Genomic DNA, 24,060 nt, shown 5'->3' with positions numbered 1-24,060 from the left:
CGTGGTCGACCTTGAGCCGGCCAGCGCGGCGTACTTGGCATTTTGCAGTCAGGTATACGTTTTCATGTCCACGCTCAAAGCCTTCGTGGCTTTCTTCACCGTACTGCTGCCGGCTGTATCGTACGGCGGTGCCGCAACGATACCCATGCCGCAACAGCCCCTTCACTTACTTAGCCAAGTGAGTCAGGAACCACAAAAGCTGCAATTACCGGAAGCAGACTGGGCCTGGTTGCGCCAACGGCGTGTCCTCACCCTGGGCGTGGTCGCACCGTTCACCCTGCCCTTCGACATGGTCTACGGCAACGGTGATTACGAGGGCATCAGCGCTGACGTGGCGACAATGCTCAAGCAGCAACTGGGCCTGGATATCAAAGTCGTCGGGTTTGCTGACCGAGGGCAAGCGATGGCCGCCTTGCGAGCCGGCGAAATCGACTTGATCAGCCGGTCCAGCGACTATGATCGCGACTCTTCTGACACGGTGGTGACGCTGCCGTACAGCGTCAATGCCCCCGTACTCTATCAACGCCAGGACAGCGACATTGCGGTTCCCTCAGATCTCAATGGACTAACCGTAGCAGTCTCCAAGGACTACCTGCCATACGCGCTACTGACCGACCGCTATCCTCATGCACAGTTTTTTACCTACGGCACCACCGCGCAAGCCCTGGCCGCCGTCGCGTTCCAGAACGTCGACGTTTTTCTGGGCGACTCGGTAACCACCCACTACCTGGTCAACCATAGCTTTTTCAGCTATCTCAAATTTATCCAGTTTGTGAAAATCGACTCAGGTGGCTATGGGTTTCTACTCAAGCAGGAAGATCAACGCCTGCTGCGCATTCTAAATGCCTCGCTGACCACATTCGGCCAACTGCGCATGAGCTACCTGATCAAGCGCTGGACCGGCGGCGGCACGGTAATGCCGGACGATAATGTGCATCTGAACGCCCAGGAAAAACGCTGGCTGGCCCAGCACCCAGTGGCGCGCTTCATGATTAACGATGACATGGCACCCTCGGCGTTTTTTGACGCCAAGGGCCGCTTCAACGGTGTGATATCCGATTTGTTCGAGATCATCACCCAACGCACCGGGCTCAAGTTCAAGATTCAACGTGCCTCAAGCTTTGAAGGCATTCAGGACGCTTTACGCGACGGCGATACTGATTTAGCCGTGTTGACGGCCAGCCCGGAGCGGCTGAACCATTTCCGTTTCAGCCATCCATTCGCAACCAGCTCGTTTGCGCTGGTCGCGTCGACGGCTGAATCGGGCCGAGAGCGTTCGAGTCTCAATGCTTTGACCGGCAAGCGCCTGGCCATAGTCCAGGGGCATGTGATGATCGACAGCATTCGCAAAGGCTTTCCCACGGTGCAGTTGATCACCCCAACAAACAACCTTGAGGCCATGCGCATGGTGGTCAATGGCGACGCCGACGCAGTGTTGATGACCCTGTCCATGGCTCGCTACTACACCGCGCGCCTCTATGAAAAAGAACTGCGCGTGGCCGGTGTCGTCGACGGCCAGGCGGCCACCGCCAACTTCGCCATGCGCCGTGGCGAAACCGAGCTGCAGTCGATCATGGATAAAGCCCTGCTGAGCATCCCACCTGACGAGCTTAATGCAATCACCATTCGCTGGCGCGCCAATGCGGCCATGAGTGGCCAGAACTGGCGCGACTATAAACTGGTCATCCTGCAGATCATCTGCTGCGCATTGCTGGTGCTGCTGATTTCGATCATCCGAATCGTGCAACTGCGCCGTCAGATCCGGCGCCGAGTCGCAGCTGAAAAAGCCCTGAATGATCAGCTGGAGTTTTTGCAAACCTTGAACCATGCCATGCCCGTGCCGGTGTATGTACGCGACCGCGAAGGACGCCTGCTGTCATGCAGTCGCAGCTATGAGCACGTCATGAAGCTATGCCAATCCCAGGTGCTGGGTAAAACTGCGTTGCAAACGAACCATGGCGATATCGAACTGGCGCCCTCACTCCACCAGAGTTACCTGCAAGCCATGGAGGATGGCAATGCCATCGAACAGCAACTGCAGATCACCATCGAGGGACAACCCCACTTCATCGAACATTGGATTCAGCCGTTTCGTGACTCTAATGGCACGATCGCCGGGGTGATCTGCGGCTGGCAAGACGTCTCGCAACATCATCACCTGATCGAACAACTGCAGCAGGCCAAAACCCAGGCTGACGAGGCCAGCCGCGCCAAAACCCAATTTCTTGCGACCATGAGCCACGAAATCCGCACGCCCATGAGCGCGGTGATTGGCACATTAGAGTTGGCGCTCAAACGCGCTGATCACGGCGTACTGGATCGAGTGAACATCGACGTGGCCTACACGGCCGCCAAGAACCTGCTGGAGCTGTTGGGCAATACGTTGGACATCGTGCGTATCGAATCCGGGCACTTGAGCTTCTCGCCACGCCGGGCCAACCTCAAGAACCTGGTGGAGATGGTGGCGCGAGTGTTCGAAGGGCTGGCGCGAAAGAAGAAACTGGACCTGACTCTCGAGATCGACGCCGGCACCACCCTTGATGTCTCCATCGACCCGCTGCGCTTCAAGCAGGTACTGTCCAATCTGGTGAGCAATGCGATCAAGTTTACCGAGCGCGGCCGTATCGTGATCCGTTTAGTTTGCCATGTGGTGGAAGGGCGTACGCTCAGCATGCATCTGCAAGTGCAGGACACGGGCATGGGCATCAGTGAGGCAGACCGGCAAACGCTGTTTCGCCCCTTTGCGCAAGTGACTCAGTCGGACCTCTCGGTCCATGGCGGCAGCGGCCTCGGGCTGGTGGTGTCGCGGTCGCTGTGCGAGATGATGGGTGGCCGCCTGGAACTTACCAGCACGCTGGGGCAAGGTACTACGGTCAATGTAACCCTCAAGCTCAAGCTTCTGGAACCGCTGCCTGAAGAAGAACTGCCAATGCCCGCGTTTTGCGAGACCACTCCAAGCTGGGCGATGCGAGTGCTGATCGCAGACGACAATACCTTGAACCGTCAAATGTTGCGCGCGCAGCTGGAGTACCTGGGCTGCAACGTGATTGAAGCCAGCAACGGGCTGGAGGCGCTGGAGGCCTGGCGTGCCTTTCCGGTGGACTGGCTTATCACGGATTACCACATGCCGGTCATGGACGGAGTAGCACTGACACTGGCGATCCGCAAGGAAGAACAGCAACGCAACAGCGGTGTATTGACGATTCTGGGGCTGACAGCCGACGCCCAGCAGGAAGAAATGGACCGCTGTCTTAATGCGGGCATGGGCGACTGTCTGATCAAACCCATCAGCCTGGCCATCCTTGAACAGCGCCTGGCATCACTGGAGCCTGCGGATAAGCCGGCCTATAAAGGCACCAGACCGACGCTGCATCGGCCTGAATTCGACATGAATCTGCTCCAGCCGATTACCGGTGGCAACCCGGCAATCATTCAACAACTGCAAGCTGAATTGATGCGCAGCAATCAACAGGATATCGAGCAGTTGCGTGACTTCAGTGAGACACGGGATGTCGCTGGCATTGCGGAGCTGGCACACCGTTTGAGGGGCAGCGCGGCATTGATGCGCAATGACTATCTGCTTGGGCTGTGCAAAGAACTGGAGCATGGCTGCCGAACCGGCGCCGAGGACGTACCGGCGCAGGTCAGGCAGGTGAAGAAGGAGTTACGGCGCATTCAAAACATGCTCGAGCCCTAGGCTGTGAGCGACTACGCCAAGCCATTGCGCTTGGCCAACTCGCCCAGGGCAATCAGGTTTTCCACACTCAGCTTGCGTTGCAGACGGATTTTATAGGTGCTCACCGTCTTGTGATTGATCATCAACTCATCGGCGATGGCCTGGTTGCCCATGCCGCGTGCCAGCAGTTTCAACACGGTGATCTCACGATCGGACAGTTGCGCAATCAGCTGGCTTTCCTCGCTGGCGGCCTGGGTATTGTCGCGTAACTGGTGAATGGTGTTGGCCGGGAAATAGCTGTAACCCGACAGCACTGCCTTCACCGCACCGACCAGTTCGTCCAGGTTGTCATCCTTGCAGACAAAACCTGCGGCACCGGCTTGTAACGAGCGCATGGCGAAGTTGCGAGTGTCACCAGAGGTGAGGATCAACACACGGGTGGAAATGCCGATAGCCTTCAAGTGCGCGATGACGGAGAGGCCATCCATTTTCGGAATACTCAGGTCAAGAACGATCAGATCTGGAAGCAATTTTCGGATAATTTCCACCGCGTCCACGCCGTTGTCGACTTCGGCGACAATCGAGTGGCCTTCTTGCTCGAGCATCACGCGCACAGCCATGCGCATCAGGGGGTGGTCGTCGACGATGACTATGTTGCCCATGGTCTGGTTATTCCTGAGGTAATATATTCATAGATAATGCCTTGCATGCAGAGCAAAACAAAGGATTATACGCACAAACGCAAAGAAAGCCTGCTGGCTCAACTTGAACTATTTAGGGAATAAAATAAAGCACACCCAAGAACAAGCATTATTTGTAGGACAACGTAACTGTCACACCTGCCCTCACTGAACCAGGGCGCGCCATGGTCGAGGTTCGTATATAGCGAACGCTCATGGATTTGCTTATCATGCCGCCGCCATTTGGCATACTCCCGAACAGGCGTTTCGACGTAGAACCGAAGTTAACTGGTGTCATGCCATCGACCACCTGTAATGAGACACCCGAGGCCTTTTTCGCCGCATCAGCTAATGTAAGCGTCGAGGACTGGTTGGCTAAATCGTTAACATCGCTCATCGAATAACTGACCTGATAAGCTGGCGTGCTACCGGCACAATTTAACCCCAGTTGAAAGTTGGCAGCCTCATTGCTATCCCCTGGCGTAGGAATTAGCGAGAGATCTACTGATTTCAGCTTTAATTCAGCAGGCATTGCCAATGTGCATGAAGGACCATTCACAAGAAATGAGAAGGCCGACAGGTTCATGCCTGATTCGGCAAGGTTTTCAGTAGCCCCATTAGACCTAATATTACCTTTGACTAACCCAGCGCTGTTAACTGTGTATACACCGGGTGTCATCGACTTTGACGTGGAGAAAAACCTGATTTTCACAGTAGCACGAAACTTGAAGTCGTTAGATGCCGGGATGGTTAGACCATGGGCGTATGATGTACCAAACGGGCGAAGGATTCCGTCTGGCCCTGCCACACCACCAAAGTAAAAAACATCACGCTCGCTCGTCGTGTACAGCCTGTAATATACGCCCTCGAACAACTGCGTTCTGCCGGAATCAATGCCCGCTGGCGTTATGTTATTGCTCACATAATAACTACTGCCAAGGGCACTGCAGCCAACTTGAAGATCTGCAGTGTGCCATGACGTGGACAACATGCCTCCGGTGTTATTGGCTATTGGTGGGAGCGATGGGGTCAGGCTGAATCCAGTCTCTTGAACACACCCAGCAGCCACGACAAGCGGGGTATAAGCAGCCAGCAATAAAATAATAGCTTTGAAAAACCTCACTCATTGATCCTCAGCATAATGAATTGCCACGTGAAATTACGCCATCGTCCTTAACTACAGCTCACCTGAAACACAAGCACCACTTATAAAAGAACGTCAAGCCACTTTCGCTCACCGAGCTACAAACACACACCATTGTATTGCTCGTACATTAGATCCTTATTAACTGGTGGCAGTTCATATTTAACCTCACACGCCAAATCACCCCACTTGACTTTAAATTCACCCACATCCTTCAAGCCAAACACAAGCAATTTCGAAGCATTATCCACTAACCCAAGAACCTTTCCATCAACGTCATATGCCCGAGCGCCAAATGGTAAATGCGCACCCTTGCTGTCCGTCAAGTTAAATTGAAGCCTACGCCCTGACTCGACCTCAAAGTGAGTTTTAACAACTGCGCCGCGAGTCGGCACGACTTTCCTTGAACTTTCCGCCACTTCGATACTGCTGCCCATTGTACTGGTATCCAAATTAATCCAGTTATAACGATAGGGCTGCGCATAAGGCACAACTGCATATCCCTTGCTATCGGTTCTTACCGCAGTGGATGAATCAATACCGATACCTTTGGTATCAGGTATTTCGACCAAGGCAAATGTTTCACCCACGGGCTGCCCCAGCGTGACACCACCGCTGTGAACGACAACCGAACCTGATGCGCCGACATCCAAATGCTTGTTATCGCGACCCTGCCCATAGTTACCACTGACTTTGGCAGTCGGCGTATCCCAGTTGACACCGAAACTGGCAGAGCTGCCACTGGTTTTACTATGGCTGCCTTGCGCTGAATAATTAAGAGTGTTTTCATCATTCAAGTTACCGGACAGCCCTGTCTGAATCGCAGACTCACCCTGGTTTGAGGTGGTAACGCTGGTGTACAGACGCTGCGAGCGGCGAGTGTCGCCAAACGGAATGCTGAACGATGCCGTCATCTGATTATCGGCACCTTGGCTCCCGGCCTGCCCTTCTGTACGGGATACCGCAAAGCTGTAGCTGATATCTGAATAATTGCCGTTGTAGCCGAACTGCCAGCGTCGGGTACTGCCTTGCCTGTTCCAATAACTGGTTTCGCCGAGGCTCAAAAACAATGAGCCACGACCGTCCAGAGATTGGTTGACGTTTACATCAAAGCGACTTTTCTGTCGGCCATAATAAGGTGTAGCGACGTGCTCTTGTTCTTCAACATGTTGACTGAAGGTGCGATAGGACTCAGTGGAGTAGCGATAACCGACCATCGTAAAGGTGGTATCGGTCTGGCTAAGCGTCTTGGAATAAAGGAAACGCGCACTCTGGCCGACGTTTTTACGCCCGGAACGCTCTTGCGAACTGCTATTGGTGACGTCAAAGGATAATCCACCCCACGGGGAGTTAACCCCGACCCCCAGGTTCAACGCCTTATACGCCTGGGCCGCTATCAGGCCACCATAGCCGGTGAAATTGTCCGTCACCCCGTACACCAAGGTACCCTGGGTGAACTTAGGCGCCGCTTGACCTTCATTGGAATACTCACCAGCCGCCAGACTGTAGCGCGTGTTTCCACGACGGGTCATGACCGGGAGGTAGGAATAGGCCTGGGAGTATTGGCGCTCGCGCCCGTCAGCCTCAATGATCTTGATGCTCAGGTCACCGTTGGACCCACTGGGGTAGATATCGCTGATCTCGAAAGCGCCCGCAGGGACAGTGGCCGAGTAGATGACGTAGTTGTTCTGGCTGATTTCAACCGTCGCATTCGTTTCCGCAATACCTCGCACCACCGGAGCAAAGCCCACCTCATCATCGGTCAACATGCCCAATTCCGAGGATAGCTGCGCGCCTTTGAATCTCACGCTGTCAAAGATTTCACCCTGGCTGTACAACTCCCCCGCCGCGAGCTTCCCTTTAAGGCTGCGAATGTCGCGCTCTACATAAGTGCGGTTGCTGGTGAATTTGTCACGTACGCCCGTAGAGCCTGAAATCGACGACTCATTGCGCAGGCGCCATGCGCCAATATTCAAGCCGTTGCGCAGACCGACATAGCGGTAATCGCTATTGTAGCCTTGGTTGATATTGCGGCTGAAATTGGTCTGGTAATTTGAGTAGAACGCAGTAATACCGTCATCCCATAATGACGGATCAACATACCCACGAGCCTGGCGCTGGATATACGCTTGAGGCATGCTGATCTGCAAAGCCAATGCCGTGACGTCGAACTCCACACCCGCACCAGGCGCAAGCGACTCTACGTCAATCAATGTTTTATCATCTGCCTTCGCGGCAATCAGCTTTTCCTGCTCCAGGCGAACCACGTTGACGCCCACTGCTTTGAGCACCGAGAGAGGTATGAGCGGCTTGACCTCGTTGTCTTTACCATTGGTAGCAAACTCAATACGCTGGCGCAGTATCAATTGTTGGTTTAGATAGATATCGACATTGTAGTCACCAGGGGCAATCGAACTTCCCTGCTCGAAATACTTCAACTCAACCGGCGCACTCTGTTTATTCAGAAATGCACTATTGAACTCGACCGCAGACGCAACCGAAGGAACCGAGGCGCCGAGGGCAAAAAAACCCGTCGACCCAAGACTCCCGAGCAGTGTCATCGTACGCCGACTCCCCGATCGAAACACCCACATAAGATTATGCCTCACAACTATCAACGTTTGCTCTTAAACGGCAACCGACCAGAAAAACCTGAAAGATTAACCAGCAGCCCCTTCACCCACATAAGCTATGGGTGCGCCATAATCGTTAATCGCTTTGTACTCAACGCCAAACCGCTCTTTGGAGGGCAATGAGTCTCCCGAACCAACGAGGAACTTTAACGTTGCGCCAGGGCCAATCATTTCTGCTTGAACCGTGTAACGCTTGCCTGACTGTTTTAAATAAACCTCTCCAAATGAGATATAAAAGGGCGAAGAATTACTTGCGACAAGCCATGCCTTTCCGGACTCACGAATCAGCTGCCACTTCAGTTGCTTGGCGGCCTCCTCCGAACCTATAAGGCCTGTAGGACGATAGAAAATCTTGATACGTTGGCGAATGGCGATCTGTAACGTATTATCCGATTCTGATTTTTGCGGTATTTCCTGTACGTTTAGCCAGAACACAGACTCTTTATTCGCTGGCAAGCCTTTGCCCGCATAAAAAATGCGCAAACTTTGTTGTTTATTGGCCCCGAGACGACTAAGTGCTGGGGTCAAAGCGAAAGGTACATCTTGTTCGGAAACATTGGTCGCTGGCTCTATCCATGACTGAACCATGATGTCTTTATCACCATCATTTTTGACCATGATTGAAGTTTCTTTAAGCTTCTCCTGATAAACAACACGTGTACCACCTAATGTAATACCCGCACTTGAAATACCACTGAACAGCAACACAAATCCCGTCAGAAAATATTTTGATAGCAGTTTCATTCTATTTGGCCTGTGCAGAAGTTGGAGAAGCACTTACGTGCCTCCCCAACAAATGACTTACTCGTAGGTCAGCGTAAACGGCAGGTTGCCATTGGCCGTACCCGGTACGACAACATCACCGTTGGCGACGTAAGAAGCACGCAAGTTCAAGTTAGCCGAGTACTTAATATCTGGTTCAGCACCAGCTGGAATCAAGGGGGCGTCAAATGAACCGTTACCTGCCAAATTGATCAGATTATTGCTGGCGTCATACAGCCCGATCCCGACGCCAGTAGCAGTGCCAGTAGTTTTCAGCAAATTGTTATTCTTAATATCTACGCCGCTGCCCGAATTTGGATCAAACTTCACCCTTACCGTCTTCAAGCCAGCAGCAGTATTACCGCAATCAAGATTGATATTGATCGCCGCACCCGCAACGATTCCGGCCTGGCTATTTTTCAACGAGTCGATACTAACCTTACCCATTTTTACATCAATAACTTTCTGGGTGACACCTGTGACACCGGTGCCGGCACCGGCACTGATACCGCAAGAGGCAGCAGTCACTTCACCGGTAAAATTGATACTACCGTCAGCAGCCATAGCAGATGTAGCGAAAAGCCCAACGATGGACGACGCGAGAATTAGTTTTAATGGAATAGACACGATTGTGTACCTCTAGGTTGGCAACAACAAGTAGATAAGCTCACTCTGTTTAAGAGTTCCTGAATTCTACTCATCTCACATAAGCAGCCAACCGCAGGGATCTATACAAGGCAAAGATATATCTTCATATGCTGTAGGACTAATCCTACACAACGTAAATAATTTTTATCAGCCGACATCTACCCCAGGCGGAGGTAATGAATGAAAGGATACAAGATATGGAGTAGTCGATTAGGAGGGGATGCTGATAAAGAAAAACTGGGCACAGACCGAGAGGGGTCCATTGAATTTCTTCAGATGGTTCACATTCAACTACAAAGTGAGTCACATTAACAGCGGACAAAATACTCAAGCGCACCCGAGCCGAAAAAAATTGGCGCGCCTCAGTGAGGCAACGCCAACTTGAAGTCCTGCATTTTAATCTTGCATATTATCTATAGAATCTAAAGCGCCCGACGGGCTTCAATCACTGCTGAGCGCGAAAAAATTCACGATACAAATGAATCACCTATTTTTACTTTTCGGCAAACCATACGTTTGGCACCCTTGCTTGTAACGTCACAGTTTTGATTTGCGTATAGGCATTCAAGGTTTCCCGACAAAACTCTCGACCAATACCACTATTTTTATAGCCGCCGAAGGCGGTGCCATCGGTAATGTTCGAATAGCGATTGATCCACACCGATCCTGCCTCCAACCGCGCTGCGGTTTCCATAGCGTGCTGCAGGTTGCTGGTATAAATCCCGGACGCCAAGCCATATTCGGTGTCATTGGCCTGGGCAATCATCGTTTCATAATCATCCCACACGATCAGCGACAGTACCGGGCCAAAAATCTCTTCCTGGCAGATGCTCATGTCATTACGCGCAAGTAACAAGGTTGGCTGGATGAAGTAGCCGTGCTCACTACCTGGTACTACTGCGCGACCGCCACCCGCAAGCAGCTCGGCGCCCTCCTCCAAGCCCATAGTGATGTAACTCAACACACGCTCACCTTGTTGTGCGTTGACCAAACAACTGACCCGCGACTCTTCGGACAGCGGAGAACCCACTTTCACACGATTGAACGCGGCAATCAGTTTTTGCTTGAACACTTCAAAAATCGCGGCATGCACAAACAAGCGGGTGCCGGCCAGGCATGACTGTCCGTTATTATGAATAGCTGCGAAGGTGGCGTTATCGACCACCGCATCAATGTCGTCGATATCGGGGAACACAATATTGGCGCTCTTGCCCCCCAGTTCGAGTGTCGCGGGCACCAGACGCCGGGCGGCCACACCGGCCACAGTGCGACCAACTTGCGTACTGCCAGTAAATGACAGCTTCCTGACCAGAGGATGCTCGCTCAACGCCGCACCGACGACCTCCCCCAACCCGGTGACCATGTTCACCACCCCGGCAGGGAAGATTTTGTTAATCAGCTTGCCTAATTCAAGCGTCGATAAAGAAGCGTTTTCATCGGGCTTCAGGACAACGGTATTGCCGGCTACCAATGCCGGAGCGAGCTTGAACGCAGCCATAATCGCCGGCGCGTTCCAGGGAATGATCTGCCCGCACACGCCCAAGGGTTCACGCTTGGCGATGGCGTAACCACCATCGATTTCCCGACCAGTGTCTTCATGAGCCATGATCACTGAGGCGAAATAGCGATAGTGCCGGACGGCGGTAAGGTAGTCCTTGCGTACTTCGCTGATGCAACGGCCCACATCATGGGCATCGATCATGGCCAGGCGCTCACTGTGCTCTTCTATCTCGTCCGCCAGCAGATTTACCAGACGTGCGCGCATCTGCTGGCCCAGGGCACGCCAGGCGGGAAACGCTGCATGCGCCGCATTGACGGCGCGGTCGACGTCCGTGGCATCGCAATAGCGGATATAGGCCAAGTGCCTGCCCGTGGCGGGATCGACCGCGGCAAACGAGCGCGACTTATCGTCAGTTTCAAACACCCCGTTGATCAGTGGACCATAAGACGTATCAAAGTGGATGTGCATGGAGAACCTCATATTTAAAGGTGAAATCTGGATGAACCCTGATATAAAATTGCAATTACTTTATTTTTCGTCCAATCAGGTGCTGCATGGATCCTCTGTCCGACGTCCTTTCATTGTTGAGAATCCGTAATTACCACTCCGCCACGCTGTCCTTGGGCGGTGATTGGGCCTTCACCTTTCCTGAACGCGAAGGCATCAAGTTCACGGCGGTGGTCAAGGGCAGTTGCTGGCTGCAAGTGGATGGCGAACAGCAACCACAGCGGCTGCATCAGGGCGATTGCTTTCTGATGACCAGAGGCATGCCTTTTTCGCTCTACAGCGATATGTCCCAGCCGGTTATGAATTCCGACGGTCACTTTCAAACCCTCGCGGCAGACGAACTGGCCCTGCATTACGGCGGCGATGAAACTCAGTTGGTCGGTGGCCGCTTTGACTTCAGCGGCGTCCCTACTCAATTGCTACTCAGCGGCCTGCCCTCGCTGGTTCACGTACAAGGCAATGAACCGCAGGCCTCGGTCCTGCGCTGGGCGCTGGAGCGGTTCACCTCGGAGTTGCAGCAGAAGCGCCCAGGCCGCTCGCTGATGAACGAACACTTGGCGCATCTGATGCTGGTCGAAGTTTTGCGCACTCACTTGGCGACCCTGGAAAGCAGCGGCATCGGGTGGTTTTACGGCCTGGCCGACCGCAACCTCAGTGTTGCCTTGAGCGCGATGCACGCCGACCCAGCCCATCGCTGGAGCGTCCAGGAACTGGCGCAACTGGCAACCATGTCGCGCTCGGCGTTCGCGTTGCGCTTCAAGCAGGTGGTCGGCGCAGCCCCCATGGAGTACCTGACGTACTGGCGCATGTTGCTGGCCAGTGATCGGTTGAAAAACTCCGATGACTCGGTGTCCACCATTGCGTTCTCATTGGGTTATGAGTCCGAAAGTGCATTCAGCACGGCATTCAAGCGCGTCATGTTGCAGTCGCCCCGCCACTATGTGCGCGAGCACGCCGCCCAGGTTTAGTGCAGCCCGCCGCCGATTATCAGGGTTTCACCGGTGATCCAGCCTGCATCCGACGACGCCAGGAAGGCGACGGCGGGTGCGATATCCTCGGGCTGACCGATGCGCCCCAGCGGCGTGATGGCTTCTATTTGTTCACGGAACGCATCTTCGAAAAAACCGCTGGCATGTACGCCTTCGGTGACGACCAACCCTGGGTTTACTGAGTTGACACGGATATTTCTGGGGCCCAGTTCATTGGCCAGGGTACGGGTGATGGCGTCCACAGCCGCCTTGGAGGCGGTGTACACCGCCGAGTTGGCCGGTGTGAACGAGGTGACGCTGGAGCTGATATTAACGATGCTGCCACCCTTAGGGTTGAACACGTCAACAGCTGCCTGGGTGCACTGAATCAGCCCCAGGACGTTGAGGTTGAACTGGCGATGAAACTCCGCCTCTGTGATGTCGGCCAGCGCGCTGGTGGAGTAGACACCCGCATTGTTGACCAGGATGTCGAGATGACCATGCTCATGCACGATGGTCTTGAACAGCGCCTTGAGGTCGACGCTATTGGACACATCCGCCTGCACTGCGTAAGCCCTGGCACCAGTTTGCAGAATCTGTTCAACCACGCGGTCGGCATCCTCACGACTGCTTGCATAATTGACGATGACGGTGGCGCCATCCTTGGCCAATTGCCTGGCAATCTCTGCACCGATGCCCTTTGAGGCCCCAGTAACCAGTGCGACTTTCTTATGCAGCTTTTTCATACCTACTTCCTTCTGTTGCTGGCTAAATCAGTCGTTTCAGATTAAGAGCATCCTTGCGAGCAGTTAATAGTCAGTACTCCAGAAAAGCTTAGCGAGCGTCCAGAGTGCACCGGCGCTCTTTGCGTCACCGATCTCTATTTACTCGTAAGACATAATGAGCGCTACTTCACCCTGGACACGTCCTGGAGACAAGGCGGTCATTGCGCGACGTACGTAACTGACTAGCAGTGTTTTTGAAATAATCCCACCGGCTGTTGGAATTTGCCCAAACGGATAGGCGGTCCCCATTAGTAACGTGTCGGTCCCGTCCGTTAACTGCAAACCGATCGACTCAAGGCGAGCCGATTCGGCAGCAGAGCGAAGCGTTACATAATTGGCGCCCGCCACTGATTTATTCATATCAATCAGTGAATACTTGACGTTGTACGCAGAAGCCGCCCCCTCACAGACTGCGGAAAAAGCAACGGCAGTTGTACCCGCTGTCGCATTCACGCGTGGAATATCAGAGAGATCGATTCTTGGAAGTGCATACTCACGGGCTACAAAGAGTTTACATGTAGGACTTTTTGAGTTAATGACCGTCGCCGTAGTTTTCGTAATGGCCGACCCTGTATAATATCCGCCTTGGCTCACGCCGGTACGAAGTAAATCCACTGGAGGCAGGCTATAGGAACCAGGATCCAATCTCCCCGTGGCAACTAAACGCACTAATACTTTAATCCCAAAGGTACTACTTACGCTACCAACCTGCTCGTAGGTCGTCACCGGTAGCCCTTGGTAAGGCTTCCAATTACCCTTGGTGTCCGCCAAGGAAATAATAAATGAAATATTAGGTACGGGACTTTGCAACAGCGCGTAGGAGGCCCCACCAAAAGAGTAAGCTCCAGAGACCGCCAGCGGACTTTCGCTGACAATCTCGGATTTTACGGCGCCCGTCACATCACAATTCATTAGTGACGCATTACTTGCCTGATGCCAAGCCGTAGAGATCATTCCTGAACCGGCTCCTTGATAACTAAAACTAGGTAGAGTCAAGCTTAAGCTACTATAGATACAATGGGTGGCTAGCGCCTGCCCGCTTGAAAAAAACAGAATCAAACATACTATTGCTTTACTGATACTCACCTCCTGTTCCTTATCACTATACGAGGACATGGATGCCTCTTGGGACTACTCCGATACATAAGCAGCGCTAGATATAAAAGGGCACGCCCAACTCCCGGCATTGAATAATCGGCACCTCAAAAAGACGCTCGTTGAAAACACGCAAAAATTTAACTCAGCATGAGAGTCGCAACCACCGCACCAATCTGACGCCCTCATCAGATATAGCCACACAGAAAGTAAGATAATTCCTACAATGCACACAAAGGAATACGGCCCTGTGGCCAACTCGGCCAAGCGCTTTTCGGTCATGTCCAACCGGCCTTTCAACTCGGCACTCATATCGCGCAAGCGCGCACGCGCTTGTTGCCGTGCGTGTTCCACCACGGTGAAGGTGCGGCTGTAATGACCGCGCGGGCGCAAGCTGATCAACGCATCCGACCCCGACAGGCTGTCCAGCGCGTTAAGCACCAATACCGCATTGTCAGCCGTTGGCAACGCATCGGGTTTTTCCAGATGATCCAGAAGCGCCGTCTTGTAGGGCATGGCCTGCTCTGAACTGTGCAGCAGCGGCGTCAGGACGTTGCCCCCGGCACGGCGCCCAAGATACCGGCGGTTGTCGGGTTAAGGCTGCCAATACCAGCAGTGATTACATCCTGTGCATTCATCGCAGAGGGTGACAACCCCAGCGCGGTCGGTTGCCAGACCGACTCTGCGCCTTGTGCCAATGCCACAAACCACCCTCGATTTCACGGTCGGTGTCTTCATGGACCATGATGACCGAGGCGAAATAGCGGTAGTGCCGTACAGCAGTCAGGTAGTCCTTGGGTACTTCACTGATGATCGCTAACTGGCGCGAGCCACTGACTAGTCGTACGTAAAGGTCATACTGACCGCCGCGGTTGTTTTTCCGGGCGTGGCGACTTTTTCCGTTCGAATGTACTGAACGCTCATTGCCTTACTGAGAGCTCCATGCGTCAAACTACCCATTGAAGATTTCACCGGTGAGGAAAAAATAACGGCCCGGCCCTCGTCCGATAATTGCAATGCTATGCCGTTCGCCTTCAAAGGTTCAGCAGCCAGGGTTAAGACAGTAGATGTATTCGCTGGATTATAAACGTCAGTCATCGCGTAACTGACCTTGAATGAGGGGGCACCCGCATTACAGGCTAAACTTAAGGTGAACGCCCCCCCTTCTACCGTTGAACCTATCGTAGGAATAGAAACGATGCTTACCTGCTTCAACTTGACGATGGCGGGCGTTATCAGTACGCACGACGTACCTTTTGCCACAAACGAAAAGCCTTCACTTTGCATAATCCATTTACCAGAATAGACGCCGGGCGTCGAATAGTTAATATCACCTCGAACAAGATCTAAAAGATCTATATTGCGCACACCGGAAGACAGGCTCTTGCTGGAGCTATAAAACCTTATTTTAACTAAAGCTTTCAGATCAAATGCTGAGGTCCCGGAACCGGGACCCGTTACTTTGGAACTTACGTAGGGAGCCGAACCGAACTGCTGCTCTGCTCCATTATCTACTGCAAAAGTACCAAAATAGAAAACATCAATAACATTCGTTTTATAGAGCTTGTAACTAACCCCTTCAAACATCACTGAAGTGCCGGCAACGGCACCAACCGCACTCATCTGGTTAGTATAGGTACCATTGTACATTCCAATACACTTGAGCATCATGGTACCCGTATGCCAAACACTAGATATCACACCCCCACTGTCGTATGGTACATCCGTAATCTTTGGATAGATTTTATTTCCGCTGATTACACAACCTGCCAATGCAGAGCCCGGCAATGCATTCAGTAGACCAACAACAACAATCCAGAGACTTCTTCTGCACCTGCGAAAACCCCACATATACTTAATACCTTTATTAAATATTGCGCTGGCGTTGCGCTCGCTTTCTTAAGAAGGCCACACACAACAACAAACAAGTAATTACCAAGGGGACAGATACAAGATTGAGCCATCTCATACGCACACCCAACTGCTCGATCTGAAAGTTGAGATGGCTCGCGACCTGACGCATTTTCTTGTCTAACGCATCTTTTTCATTGCTGAACTGATCAAAAGTCGCTTGCTGCTCTGCCGTCCGAGGCATATCCCGCCCCTGTTCAGCGGCCAACGCAGCGAGACGCTTTTCAACCAGATCGAGCTTATCTTGCAGCTCGCTTCTCATGTCGCGATAACGCTCGCGGGCTTGCTGCTGCAACTGTTCGACCACAGTGAACGTTCGGCTGTAATGCCCCCGCGAGCGTAAGCTGATCAAGGCATCCGACCCGGACAGGCTGTCCAGCGCATTGAGCACCAACACCGCATTGTCAGCCCATGGCACCGTGACCGGACGGCCCCCTTGCTGCTGCACATCCGCCCACAGGTTGTCGCTCAATACGTCTGTATCCGCCACCACCACGACGTTGATATTCTGCGCCTCGGTAAGCGCTCCGGGAGAGTCCAGGAAAGCCGAGCGTGCCGCCCCTTGCAGGCGTACCGCGATCAGGTAACGCTCGCCTGTAGCCTTGAAGCTCTTGGACAACTCATCAGGCTTTTCCAGATGATTCAGAAGCGCTGTCTTGTAGGGCATAGCCTGCTCCGAACTGTGCAGCAGCGGTGTCAGAGTAGTTGTTGCACCCGGCAAGGCGCTCAAGATACCGGCGGTGGTCAGGTTAAGGCTGCCAATACCAGCAGTAATCACATCCTGTTCATTCATCGCAGAGGGTGACAACCCCAGGGCAGTCGCTTGCCAGACCGGCTCTGCGCCTTGTGCCAATGCCACAAACTGACCGTAGCGGCTGTCGCCTAACACGCTATCGGGTAGAAGCTTGATGCCCCACGCCTTGAACAAAAGCGCGAGGCCAGAAGACTTGTCTTTGCTGGGTATCCCAAAATAGTAATCGCCACGATCCTGCTCGCTATAAGGGTCGACGAACACCAACAAACGTCCACCACGCAGCACAAACTGGTCAATAGCGCGCAGTGTCGTCACAGGTAACCGTTTGGGATGCACGAGCATCAAGACATTGAGTGCACTGTCGATGGTGTCGACATCGGACGCCAATTCGCGCACTTCAAACGCATTGTTGATCTCCTGCATAATGCGCCACGGCTGCCGGGTTCGCCCCGACTGCACATCGAAGCCACCTGCCAATGGCAACGAAGACATCAGCCCAATCACGGGCCGCGCAGGCCGAGTCAACTTCTGCAATGTGCGGCTGATGTCGTACTCAAGGAACGTTTGTTGTTCAAGCGCAAAGAACCCAATGCTGGCGTGGTGCGCCTGGGCGTCAACGATGGCCAACCCAAAGAAAACCGCAGCACCCGCCTTGCCGATAGGGGCAGGTTGCAGGCCAAGTTCGACTGCGCGGGCTTCGTCTGCTGAAAACGGCGCAGGGTCAATCATGTGCACCCGTAGTCGGCCATTTGACACACGCTCATATTCACGCAGCAGTGCCTGGATGCGCACCGCGTAACTGCGCATGACCGTAAGGTCCCTGGCGGCCTGGCTGGAAAAGTAAAAATACAGGTCGGTGGGTTCGACTACGGCTTGAATGATCTGACGCGACCCCGGGCTCAGGGTGTAAAGCTGCTGCTCGGTAAGGTCCAACCGCATGGACGCCAAACGTGGTGCCAACTCGAAGTTGACCGCCACGAACCCAGCGATAATGACCATTAGGCGCAAGCAAGTGCGCGTCACCGATTTGAATGACATGGCGTCATACTGCCTTTTTCAATTCAACCGCAATCACGGTAGCGGCGAGCCAGCCTATGATCTGGCTGAAAAAGTACAACACGTCCTGTGGGTCGATCACACCTCGGCATAGTCCCTCGAAATGTGTGAGGAAACTCAGCGAAGCCACGCCATCGAGCCAGGGCAAACTTGACCAACCACGCAAGACATCCAATACCACCGGGAAGCCACAGGCCATGAATGCCAGACATAACGCCATCGCAGCAAGGAAGGCAATCAGTGGGTTCTTGGTCAGTGCCGACAGGCACCCGCCAATGGCCAGGCAACTGCCAGCCAGCAACCAACTGGCCAGATAGCCACAAAGGATGACGCCGTTGTCCGGCGCCCCCAGGTAGTTGACTGTAATCACCAGCGGAAACGTCAACGCCAGCGCCAACCCGCTGACCACCCAGGCGGCGAGGAACTTGGCTACAACCGCCTCAGCCGTACCCACCGCCAGGCACATCAACAACTCAATAGATCCGCTCTGCCGCTCGATGGACCACATACGCATGGCAAGGGTCGGCAGCAGCAACGCATATAGCCACGGCAGATAGTCGAAGAACGGTGCCAGGTCGGCCTGGTTACGCTGGTAGAAGTCGCCCAGGTAAAACGTGCTGATACCGCTGAGCAGCAGTAGCAAGAGGGTGAACACATACGCGACGGGAGTGACGAAATAACTGCACAGTTCGCGCTTGAACACCGGCCAGAACGTCCTCATGGTTGTTGCTCCCGGGTCAGCAGCCGGAAGACTTCCCCCAGCGAGCCCCGCTCGACTTCCTGGCGTGGTACATCCCAGCCACGACTCACAATCAGCGAATTGATAGCCGGTAATATCACCGCTCCAGTGCGCGCCAGCACCCGTACGCTGAAAGGTTCAGGCCCCGCCTCGATACCTGCAACGCCTGGCAGCATGCCAAGGGTCATGACATCCAGAGGCCGGGGTGCGTACAACGTCACAGCCTGGTGATAGCGCGAACGACCTTCCAGTTCCAGCGGCGTGCTGTCGACCAACAGCCGACCTTTATCCATGACCAGCACACGACTGCACAATGCAGTGACCTCTTCGAGGATGTGGGTAGAAATGATGACGATTTTGTCGCGGGCCAACTCCTTGAGTTGCTCGCGCACGCGGTATTTCTGATTCGGGTCCAGACCATCGGTGGGTTCATCGAGGATCAGTATCTTGGGATCATGCAGGAGCGCTTGCGCCAATCCGACGCGGCGCTGAAACCCCTTGGACAGGGTATCGATGGTCTGGCCACGTACCTCCATCAACTCGAATTGCTCAAGCATGGCCGTGACCCGCGCTGTCTTTTCGCGTCCACGCAAGCCGCGCACTTGAGCAATAAAGCCCAAAAAACTCGCGACGGACATTTCGTTATAGCAAGCAGCTGTTTCAGGAACGTAGCCGATCAGACGTTGAGCGTGGCGCGTCTGACGGCATATATCAAAACCAAAGAGGTTGACGGTGCCTGAGGTGGGCGACACGAACCCAGTAAGCATACGCAGGGTGGTGGACTTTCCCGCGCCGTTCGGGCCGAGCATCCCCAACACCTCACCCGAGGTAGCCTTGAAAGACACATCATCTACTGCCAGGGCTTTGCCGAAACGTTTGGTCAAATGCGTTATATCGATCATGGTTGCCCAGTTACCTGCTCAGACGAGGCGAAGCGTCTGAGAGTGCACGCTTCGTTTCGCGACGCACCTTATCGATAGGGTACGGATCCTGAAACCTCATCAGCGGAAAATCCGATTGCTCCTTGGCGTAAGTCGAAGTGTCTGCCGGCAAGTACGAATTGTCTGACAACGCTGCCATCTTCGGGTGGCTATTCTACTGACCTCTCCACCAACCGCCCACGCTAACGGAGCCATATTTCCCATGTTATTTCGAACGCTTGAAGTACCCGATACCCAAGGCCAGCTACTCAACGCAGTGGTCCTGTGCGGCTTCACCGCAACCCGCATCAACCGACAGTTTCTGGTTTATAGCCTTAATGAAAAATCGGGCGATGAGTTGGTCAAGATTTACCTGACGAACATTGAGGGGGACGGCCAAAAACTGCATATGTGTGATGTGCCGGCCGAGATCCTTACGACGGCCGTTCAAGTGCTCAGGCATATTTTCCGCGATGCCTGTGCGCCTGACCCAATACAAACCGACGATACCTATGCGCTGATGGACCTGACCGATACCGACATTCAATGCAGCGCTGTAAGTACTCATTACAACTTGAAGATCAGTGACGCGTGGCTAACAAGTCTGCTGAGATACGAACCCCAGAAAAAAGCAAGTAGCTTTTCTTTGCAGTCAGATGCCAATGTTGGTTCCACGGCAATTACAGGCCCAGCAACCGATAAACTTCTGGTGACACCTGCCGAACAGACCACGCCAGAAAGAATTGAGGCTAACCTCAAATCACTAATCGCCAGTATCACTCACCACAAGCAAATATTATTGAGTCAATATGTGTTGCTGGATGAGCGTCAACGACAACTGGATCAATTCGAGCAGACATTAAAGCACCGGGAAGCAGCATTAAAGCTTAGCGAGCAAGACATATTAACCAACACTCAATTAATACAGGAGGCCGAAAAGATGCTTAACGAAATCATGAAAGCCGAGATCAACCCCTAACTTGAGGTTTGACCTCGCGCACCGAACGCTACGCACTATGTCGTTTTTTGACAATTCATCGTCTTTGCCACCATAGACCCAGAAATGAAAGCCAGAAATTTAACAGCACTCCTATACGCAGCTCCTGTATTTATCTGCAGTTCGGGCATTGTTTCAGCAGACTGTACGTATTCCAACGGATCAGGTGCCGATACATTCTCAACCAGCATGCCGCGTTCACTGGTTATTCCTCGAGATACACCAATAGGCGCAACCCTTTTTGAATCAGCTGTATTTACTCACGGCCCGTCCAACAAAGAAATCCACTGCAATAGCACAACAACATGGGGAGCAATAAATAACATGGGAAACACTCCCGCTAACTCCAGCACTCATATTATAAACAACTCAGGACTGTCTTTCCAGTTACTCTATAATGGCAATCCACTCAAGGAGGCGAGCCAAACGCCACTTGCACCTAATACTTACAATATGAGCGGAGTCACCACCCAGTTAAGAATTATAAAAACAGGCGACACCATAAGCGGCGCGATCATCCCAGCCGGCGAAATCTCGGGGATTAAGTTAGGTATCCTTAAAGTTTCAACAATAAAACTGTCGAACAGCGTTACACTGACTGCCCCCGCCTGTCAAACGGCTAACGTCAACGTCCACATGGGACAACACCGCCTGAGTGACTTCCCAAAAAATGGCGCACCGTCAAATAAAACTATCCCGTTCAACATCAAAATTTATAATTGCCCAGCCGGGATAAACAAAGTCATGTATTCGCTCGTACCAACGTCCTCTTCACCTTCGTTGAGCGACAACCAAGGCATCATCAAGCTTAACCCTGGTTCGACAGCAATGGGAGTTGGTCTGCAAGTCACTGACGACAGCATGGTCCCGGTCTCCCTAAATACGTCCTTGCCGTTCAAGGAATACTCAAGCGCCGGTGGAAATTTTACAATCCCTCTCAACGCACGCTATTTCAAAATCGCCGGTGGCTCAGGCATCACCCCGGGTACAGCAAATACCGAAATGACATTTGTCATGAGCTACCTCTAGTTGCCAGCGCTCACCACTTCGCCCAATCGATGTCGCTGAACATGCAGCCGCCCCTCAAGGAAACGTAAACGTGAACTCCGCCGCCCCCTTAGCGGCGCCTGCCCTCAACGCCTCCTCACTGCCCAACCGAATATAGTGCGCACTCAAAGGTATTTTCGCGCCCTCACCTGCCCGCTTCATCGCATACCCTGCACCGTCATATCGAATCACCTGCTGGGTCAATTCATTATTCATGACAATCCCGAAACCACGGGCGCTGGCTGCTATCGGCTCAAGCGTTAGAACGGCGGGATTCGCAGACGGTCCGTACTTGTCAGTGAATGTAATCACCGGCTTGGCATTGGCGGCGCATTGGCTCAACTCGATGGCAAAGTGCACAGGCGTTGAGGTCGAGCCCACTTGCGGAAAATCGTTCAGGCTCATTCGCCCCAGTTGCACCGGTATAGTCTGGTAGGTTTGCACGTCACAGGTATTTGGAATTTCAATCGGGCCCCCATTACCCATATTGATAGCGGCGGGCCCCATCAACAGGTAGGGCGCGCGACAGATGCCAATCGGTATATTGTCTGTAGGTACCTCCACACTGCTGCCAAAAGCAGCTTTGCCTTTGGGTAAATCCACCGCATAAAGCGCAAGCCGAGAACTGCCGGCGACACGATCAACGATCAATTTTCCGGCAGGCAGTTGGCTGGGTGCGACCGTCAGAATCAACTGTTGCATATAATTGGTAACCATCGTTGAACCACGCGTTTGCGCAGCGGACGAATCATATTGAACACGCTCTTTCTCCATCGCTACCGGCAACGGCGTTTGCAGCAGTGGTCGACGTTGGCCGTCCGATGAGTTCACATATATTTTCAGGCCAATGCCGTCAACGTTGGTGGGGGCAATTCCGTCTGTCAGCGGTGTACCGGGTCCCCAATAGCCCATAGAAACCAACTCATGGGCAATGCCGGCAGCCGGGGCAAAGTTGTAGTTGGCATTCAGCGCTACAGCGCGCTCCCATAACACCGAGCCAGTGGGCGTATTACTCGTCAAAGGTGTCACTTGCGACCACGGCCTGCCCATACCGTTGCTGAATGTGCAAGACGTCGCAACACTGTCGACCAACGTCCCGGCTTCAGCCGCCACGCCACATATAAACAGCCATGTGCCGACGCACACTATGGCCGACCTTGAACGCCGAACATTTAGTACTGAATTCATATCAGGCATCGCAGAGTCAGCAGACGGCCTGACGCATCACCTGCGTCAGGCCGTCTGTGATTAGAAGGAAAGGTTAACGATCAATGAATGGAGCCAAAATTTATGCCATACAAAGGCACAAGCGCAGCCTCTCCGGAGACGCCATTGAATGCCATATCACCGAAGTTAGCTCCGACCAGGCCACCAAAGGTCTGGCCATAATAAGGCGATAACACGGTGAGCTTCCCAGTGGCGACAGACAGGCGAACGTTTCCGGCGTTCGTGCCGACCAAGCCTCCCAGGGTCGCATTGCTGCCACCACTGACCCCGCCAGTTGCCGATGAGTTGGTGATAGAGCTCTGGTTTAGACCGACCAAGCCGCCCACAATCGCACGCACGCCTCCCTGAACGGTGCCACTGGCCATGGCCGATTCAATGTGGCTGCTGAAGTTGCTGCCATGGGTGCCGACGAGGCCGCCGACATAGCTGCTTTCCCCACCCACCACCGCGCCACTGGCTTCAACCGACTGCAACTCGCCAGCATTGGCCCCTACCAGGCCTCCCACCTGACTTGAAATCGACCCGCTGGTTTTTCCGCGAGCCACGGAATGAGTGATGGAGCCCTCATAGTTGTTCCCCACCAGACCGCCAACCCGAGCATTGCGCCCGCCTGTGACAGTGCCCAAGGCTTGTGCTGTATCAATGGTGCCGGAAATATTATTACCCACCAAACCACCAACATTCTCCCCAGCGCTATCCCATACATCGCCGCCAGCCTTGACCTCTTTGAGCCTGCTATTCTGGCTAGTTCCCACCAAGCCTCCGGTACCGATGGCGCCGTACCCTGTAACTTTGCTGGTGGAGGTTGACTGGATAATGTCGCCGTTTTTGCTGAAGCCTACCAGACCGCCCACATTACCGGCCCCAGTGCCGCGTACCTCGCCCGATGACGCCGTGCGCTCAAGCGAACCGTTGGAGTTGAAACCCACCAGGCCGCCCACATTGACGCCGGCGCCGTTGCCATTTGTCGACCCGGTACTGATGGCATCAGTGATGAAGCCCCCCTGGTT

19 protein-coding genes are annotated in these 24,060 nt (G+C 53.5%); 4 read left to right on the top strand and 15 right to left on the bottom strand.

Annotated features, from left to right (window positions below; translation table 11 throughout):
- Positions 1–64 precede the first annotated feature (64 nt).
- A complete protein-coding gene (locus GIV35_RS05890; RefSeq protein ID WP_236264829.1) occupies positions 65–3,697 on the top strand; it encodes a transporter substrate-binding domain-containing protein in 3,633 nt (1,210 codons plus the stop codon).
- Between the two features lie 11 nt (positions 3,698–3,708).
- On the opposite strand, the gene GIV35_RS05885 is transcribed toward GIV35_RS05890, so the two are convergent.
- The 6 genes from GIV35_RS05885 to GIV35_RS05860 form a co-directional block, all read right to left on the bottom strand.
- Positions 3,709–4,338 (bottom strand): response regulator transcription factor, encoded by a 630-nt coding sequence (locus GIV35_RS05885; protein WP_223024105.1) that lies wholly within the window; start codon positions 4,336–4,338, stop codon positions 3,709–3,711.
- 148 nt (positions 4,339–4,486) lie between these two features.
- The gene (locus GIV35_RS05880; RefSeq protein ID WP_236264830.1) at positions 4,487–5,479 is read right to left on the bottom strand and encodes a fimbrial protein; all 993 of its coding nucleotides are present in this window, start codon (positions 5,477–5,479) and stop codon (positions 4,487–4,489) included.
- Between the two features lie 119 nt (positions 5,480–5,598).
- Entirely contained in the window at positions 5,599–8,061 is a 2,463-nt protein-coding gene (locus GIV35_RS05875) for a fimbria/pilus outer membrane usher protein (protein ID WP_236485902.1), read from the bottom strand.
- 99 nt (positions 8,062–8,160) lie between these two features.
- The gene (locus tag GIV35_RS05870; protein WP_236265958.1) at positions 8,161–8,877 is read right to left on the bottom strand and encodes a fimbrial biogenesis chaperone; all 717 of its coding nucleotides are present in this window, start codon (positions 8,875–8,877) and stop codon (positions 8,161–8,163) included.
- A gap of 57 nt (positions 8,878–8,934) precedes the next feature.
- Positions 8,935–9,522 (bottom strand): fimbrial protein, encoded by a 588-nt coding sequence (locus GIV35_RS05865; RefSeq protein ID WP_236265959.1) that lies wholly within the window; start codon positions 9,520–9,522, stop codon positions 8,935–8,937.
- Between the two features lie 514 nt (positions 9,523–10,036).
- Positions 10,037–11,512 (bottom strand): aldehyde dehydrogenase family protein, encoded by a 1,476-nt coding sequence (locus GIV35_RS05860; RefSeq protein WP_236265436.1) that lies wholly within the window; start codon positions 11,510–11,512, stop codon positions 10,037–10,039.
- Positions 11,513–11,598: 86 nt separating this feature from the next.
- Between GIV35_RS05860 and GIV35_RS05855 the strand changes: the two genes are divergently transcribed.
- Positions 11,599–12,519, top strand: a complete 921-nt coding sequence (locus GIV35_RS05855; protein WP_223024111.1) for an AraC family transcriptional regulator — start codon at positions 11,599–11,601, stop codon at positions 12,517–12,519.
- Here GIV35_RS05855 and GIV35_RS05850 read toward each other — a convergent pair.
- From GIV35_RS05850 to GIV35_RS05820, 7 genes are all read right to left on the bottom strand, one after another.
- Positions 12,516–13,265 carry an SDR family NAD(P)-dependent oxidoreductase gene (locus tag GIV35_RS05850; protein ID WP_223024112.1) on the bottom strand — a complete coding sequence of 250 codons (750 nt, stop codon included), beginning with the start codon at positions 13,263–13,265 and terminating at the stop codon, positions 12,516–12,518. The genes GIV35_RS05855 and GIV35_RS05850 overlap by 4 nt on opposite strands.
- Before the next feature lie 138 nt (positions 13,266–13,403).
- Complete coding sequence (locus tag GIV35_RS05845) at positions 13,404–14,390, bottom strand: fimbrial protein (RefSeq protein WP_236265433.1); 987 nt, start codon at positions 14,388–14,390, stop codon at positions 13,404–13,406.
- A 45-nt stretch (positions 14,391–14,435) separates the two neighbouring features.
- Positions 14,436–14,915 (bottom strand): hypothetical protein, encoded by a 480-nt coding sequence (locus GIV35_RS05840; protein ID WP_236265431.1) that lies wholly within the window; start codon positions 14,913–14,915, stop codon positions 14,436–14,438.
- Positions 14,916–15,236: 321 nt separating this feature from the next.
- On the bottom strand, positions 15,237–16,049 hold the full coding sequence (locus GIV35_RS05835) for a fimbrial protein (RefSeq protein WP_236265429.1): 813 nt from the start codon (positions 16,047–16,049) through the stop codon (positions 15,237–15,239).
- A gap of 217 nt (positions 16,050–16,266) precedes the next feature.
- Positions 16,267–18,102 (bottom strand): Gldg family protein, encoded by a 1,836-nt coding sequence (locus GIV35_RS05830; RefSeq protein ID WP_236265427.1) that lies wholly within the window; start codon positions 18,100–18,102, stop codon positions 16,267–16,269.
- 4 nt (positions 18,103–18,106) lie between these two features.
- The gene (locus GIV35_RS05825; protein ID WP_236265425.1) at positions 18,107–18,841 is read right to left on the bottom strand and encodes a heme exporter protein CcmB; all 735 of its coding nucleotides are present in this window, start codon (positions 18,839–18,841) and stop codon (positions 18,107–18,109) included.
- Complete coding sequence (locus GIV35_RS05820) at positions 18,838–19,761, bottom strand: ABC transporter ATP-binding protein (protein ID WP_236265423.1); 924 nt, start codon at positions 19,759–19,761, stop codon at positions 18,838–18,840. The genes GIV35_RS05825 and GIV35_RS05820 overlap by 4 nt, the downstream gene beginning before the upstream one ends.
- A gap of 241 nt (positions 19,762–20,002) precedes the next feature.
- On the opposite strand from GIV35_RS05820, the gene GIV35_RS05815 reads away from it, so the two are divergent.
- Entirely contained in the window at positions 20,003–20,758 is a 756-nt protein-coding gene (locus GIV35_RS05815) for a hypothetical protein (RefSeq protein ID WP_236265421.1), read from the top strand.
- Positions 20,759–20,842: 84 nt separating this feature from the next.
- A complete protein-coding gene (locus GIV35_RS05810) occupies positions 20,843–21,805 on the top strand; it encodes a fimbrial protein (protein ID WP_236265419.1) in 963 nt (320 codons plus the stop codon).
- A 54-nt stretch (positions 21,806–21,859) separates the two neighbouring features.
- On the opposite strand, the gene GIV35_RS05805 is transcribed toward GIV35_RS05810, so the two are convergent.
- Together GIV35_RS05805 and GIV35_RS05800 are read right to left on the bottom strand one after the other, a co-directional pair.
- On the bottom strand, positions 21,860–22,852 hold the full coding sequence (locus GIV35_RS05805) for a fimbrial protein (RefSeq protein ID WP_236265417.1): 993 nt from the start codon (positions 22,850–22,852) through the stop codon (positions 21,860–21,862).
- Between the two features lie 239 nt (positions 22,853–23,091).
- Positions 23,092–24,060 (bottom strand): GLUG motif-containing protein (locus GIV35_RS05800; protein ID WP_329609954.1); only part of this gene is annotated, 969 nt, incomplete at its 5' end.

The sequence above is a fragment of the Pseudomonas sp. PA-1-6B genome (assembly GCF_021609545.1).
Lineage (GTDB): Bacteria > Pseudomonadota > Gammaproteobacteria > Pseudomonadales > Pseudomonadaceae > Aquipseudomonas > Aquipseudomonas fluorescens_BV.
The sequence above is the reverse complement of the archived record's forward strand: the minus strand, read 5'-3'. Positions and strand labels throughout refer to the sequence as shown.

Coding starts and splice junctions, on each gene's coding strand:
- GIV35_RS05835 (WP_236265429.1), bottom strand. CDS start 16,049: ATGTACAATGGTACCTATACTAACCAGATGAGTGCGGTTGGTGCCGTT.
- GIV35_RS05840 (WP_236265431.1), bottom strand. CDS start 14,915: ATGCCCTACAAGACGGCGCTTCTGGATCATCTGGAAAAACCCGATGCG.
- GIV35_RS05810 (WP_236265419.1), top strand. CDS start 20,843: ATGAAAGCCAGAAATTTAACAGCACTCCTATACGCAGCTCCTGTATTT.
- GIV35_RS05825 (WP_236265425.1), bottom strand. CDS start 18,841: ATGAGGACGTTCTGGCCGGTGTTCAAGCGCGAACTGTGCAGTTATTTC.
- GIV35_RS05830 (WP_236265427.1), bottom strand. CDS start 18,102: ATGTCATTCAAATCGGTGACGCGCACTTGCTTGCGCCTAATGGTCATT.
- GIV35_RS05855 (WP_223024111.1), top strand. CDS start 11,599: ATGGATCCTCTGTCCGACGTCCTTTCATTGTTGAGAATCCGTAATTAC.
- GIV35_RS05890 (WP_236264829.1), top strand. CDS start 65: ATGTCCACGCTCAAAGCCTTCGTGGCTTTCTTCACCGTACTGCTGCCG.
- GIV35_RS05850 (WP_223024112.1), bottom strand. CDS start 13,265: ATGAAAAAGCTGCATAAGAAAGTCGCACTGGTTACTGGGGCCTCAAAG.
- GIV35_RS05875 (WP_236485902.1), bottom strand. CDS start 8,061: ATGACACTGCTCGGGAGTCTTGGGTCGACGGGTTTTTTTGCCCTCGGC.
- GIV35_RS05860 (WP_236265436.1), bottom strand. CDS start 11,512: ATGCACATCCACTTTGATACGTCTTATGGTCCACTGATCAACGGGGTG.
- GIV35_RS05815 (WP_236265421.1), top strand. CDS start 20,003: ATGTTATTTCGAACGCTTGAAGTACCCGATACCCAAGGCCAGCTACTC.
- GIV35_RS05820 (WP_236265423.1), bottom strand. CDS start 19,761: ATGATCGATATAACGCATTTGACCAAACGTTTCGGCAAAGCCCTGGCA.
- GIV35_RS05885 (WP_223024105.1), bottom strand. CDS start 4,338: ATGGGCAACATAGTCATCGTCGACGACCACCCCCTGATGCGCATGGCT.
- GIV35_RS05870 (WP_236265958.1), bottom strand. CDS start 8,877: ATGAAACTGCTATCAAAATATTTTCTGACGGGATTTGTGTTGCTGTTC.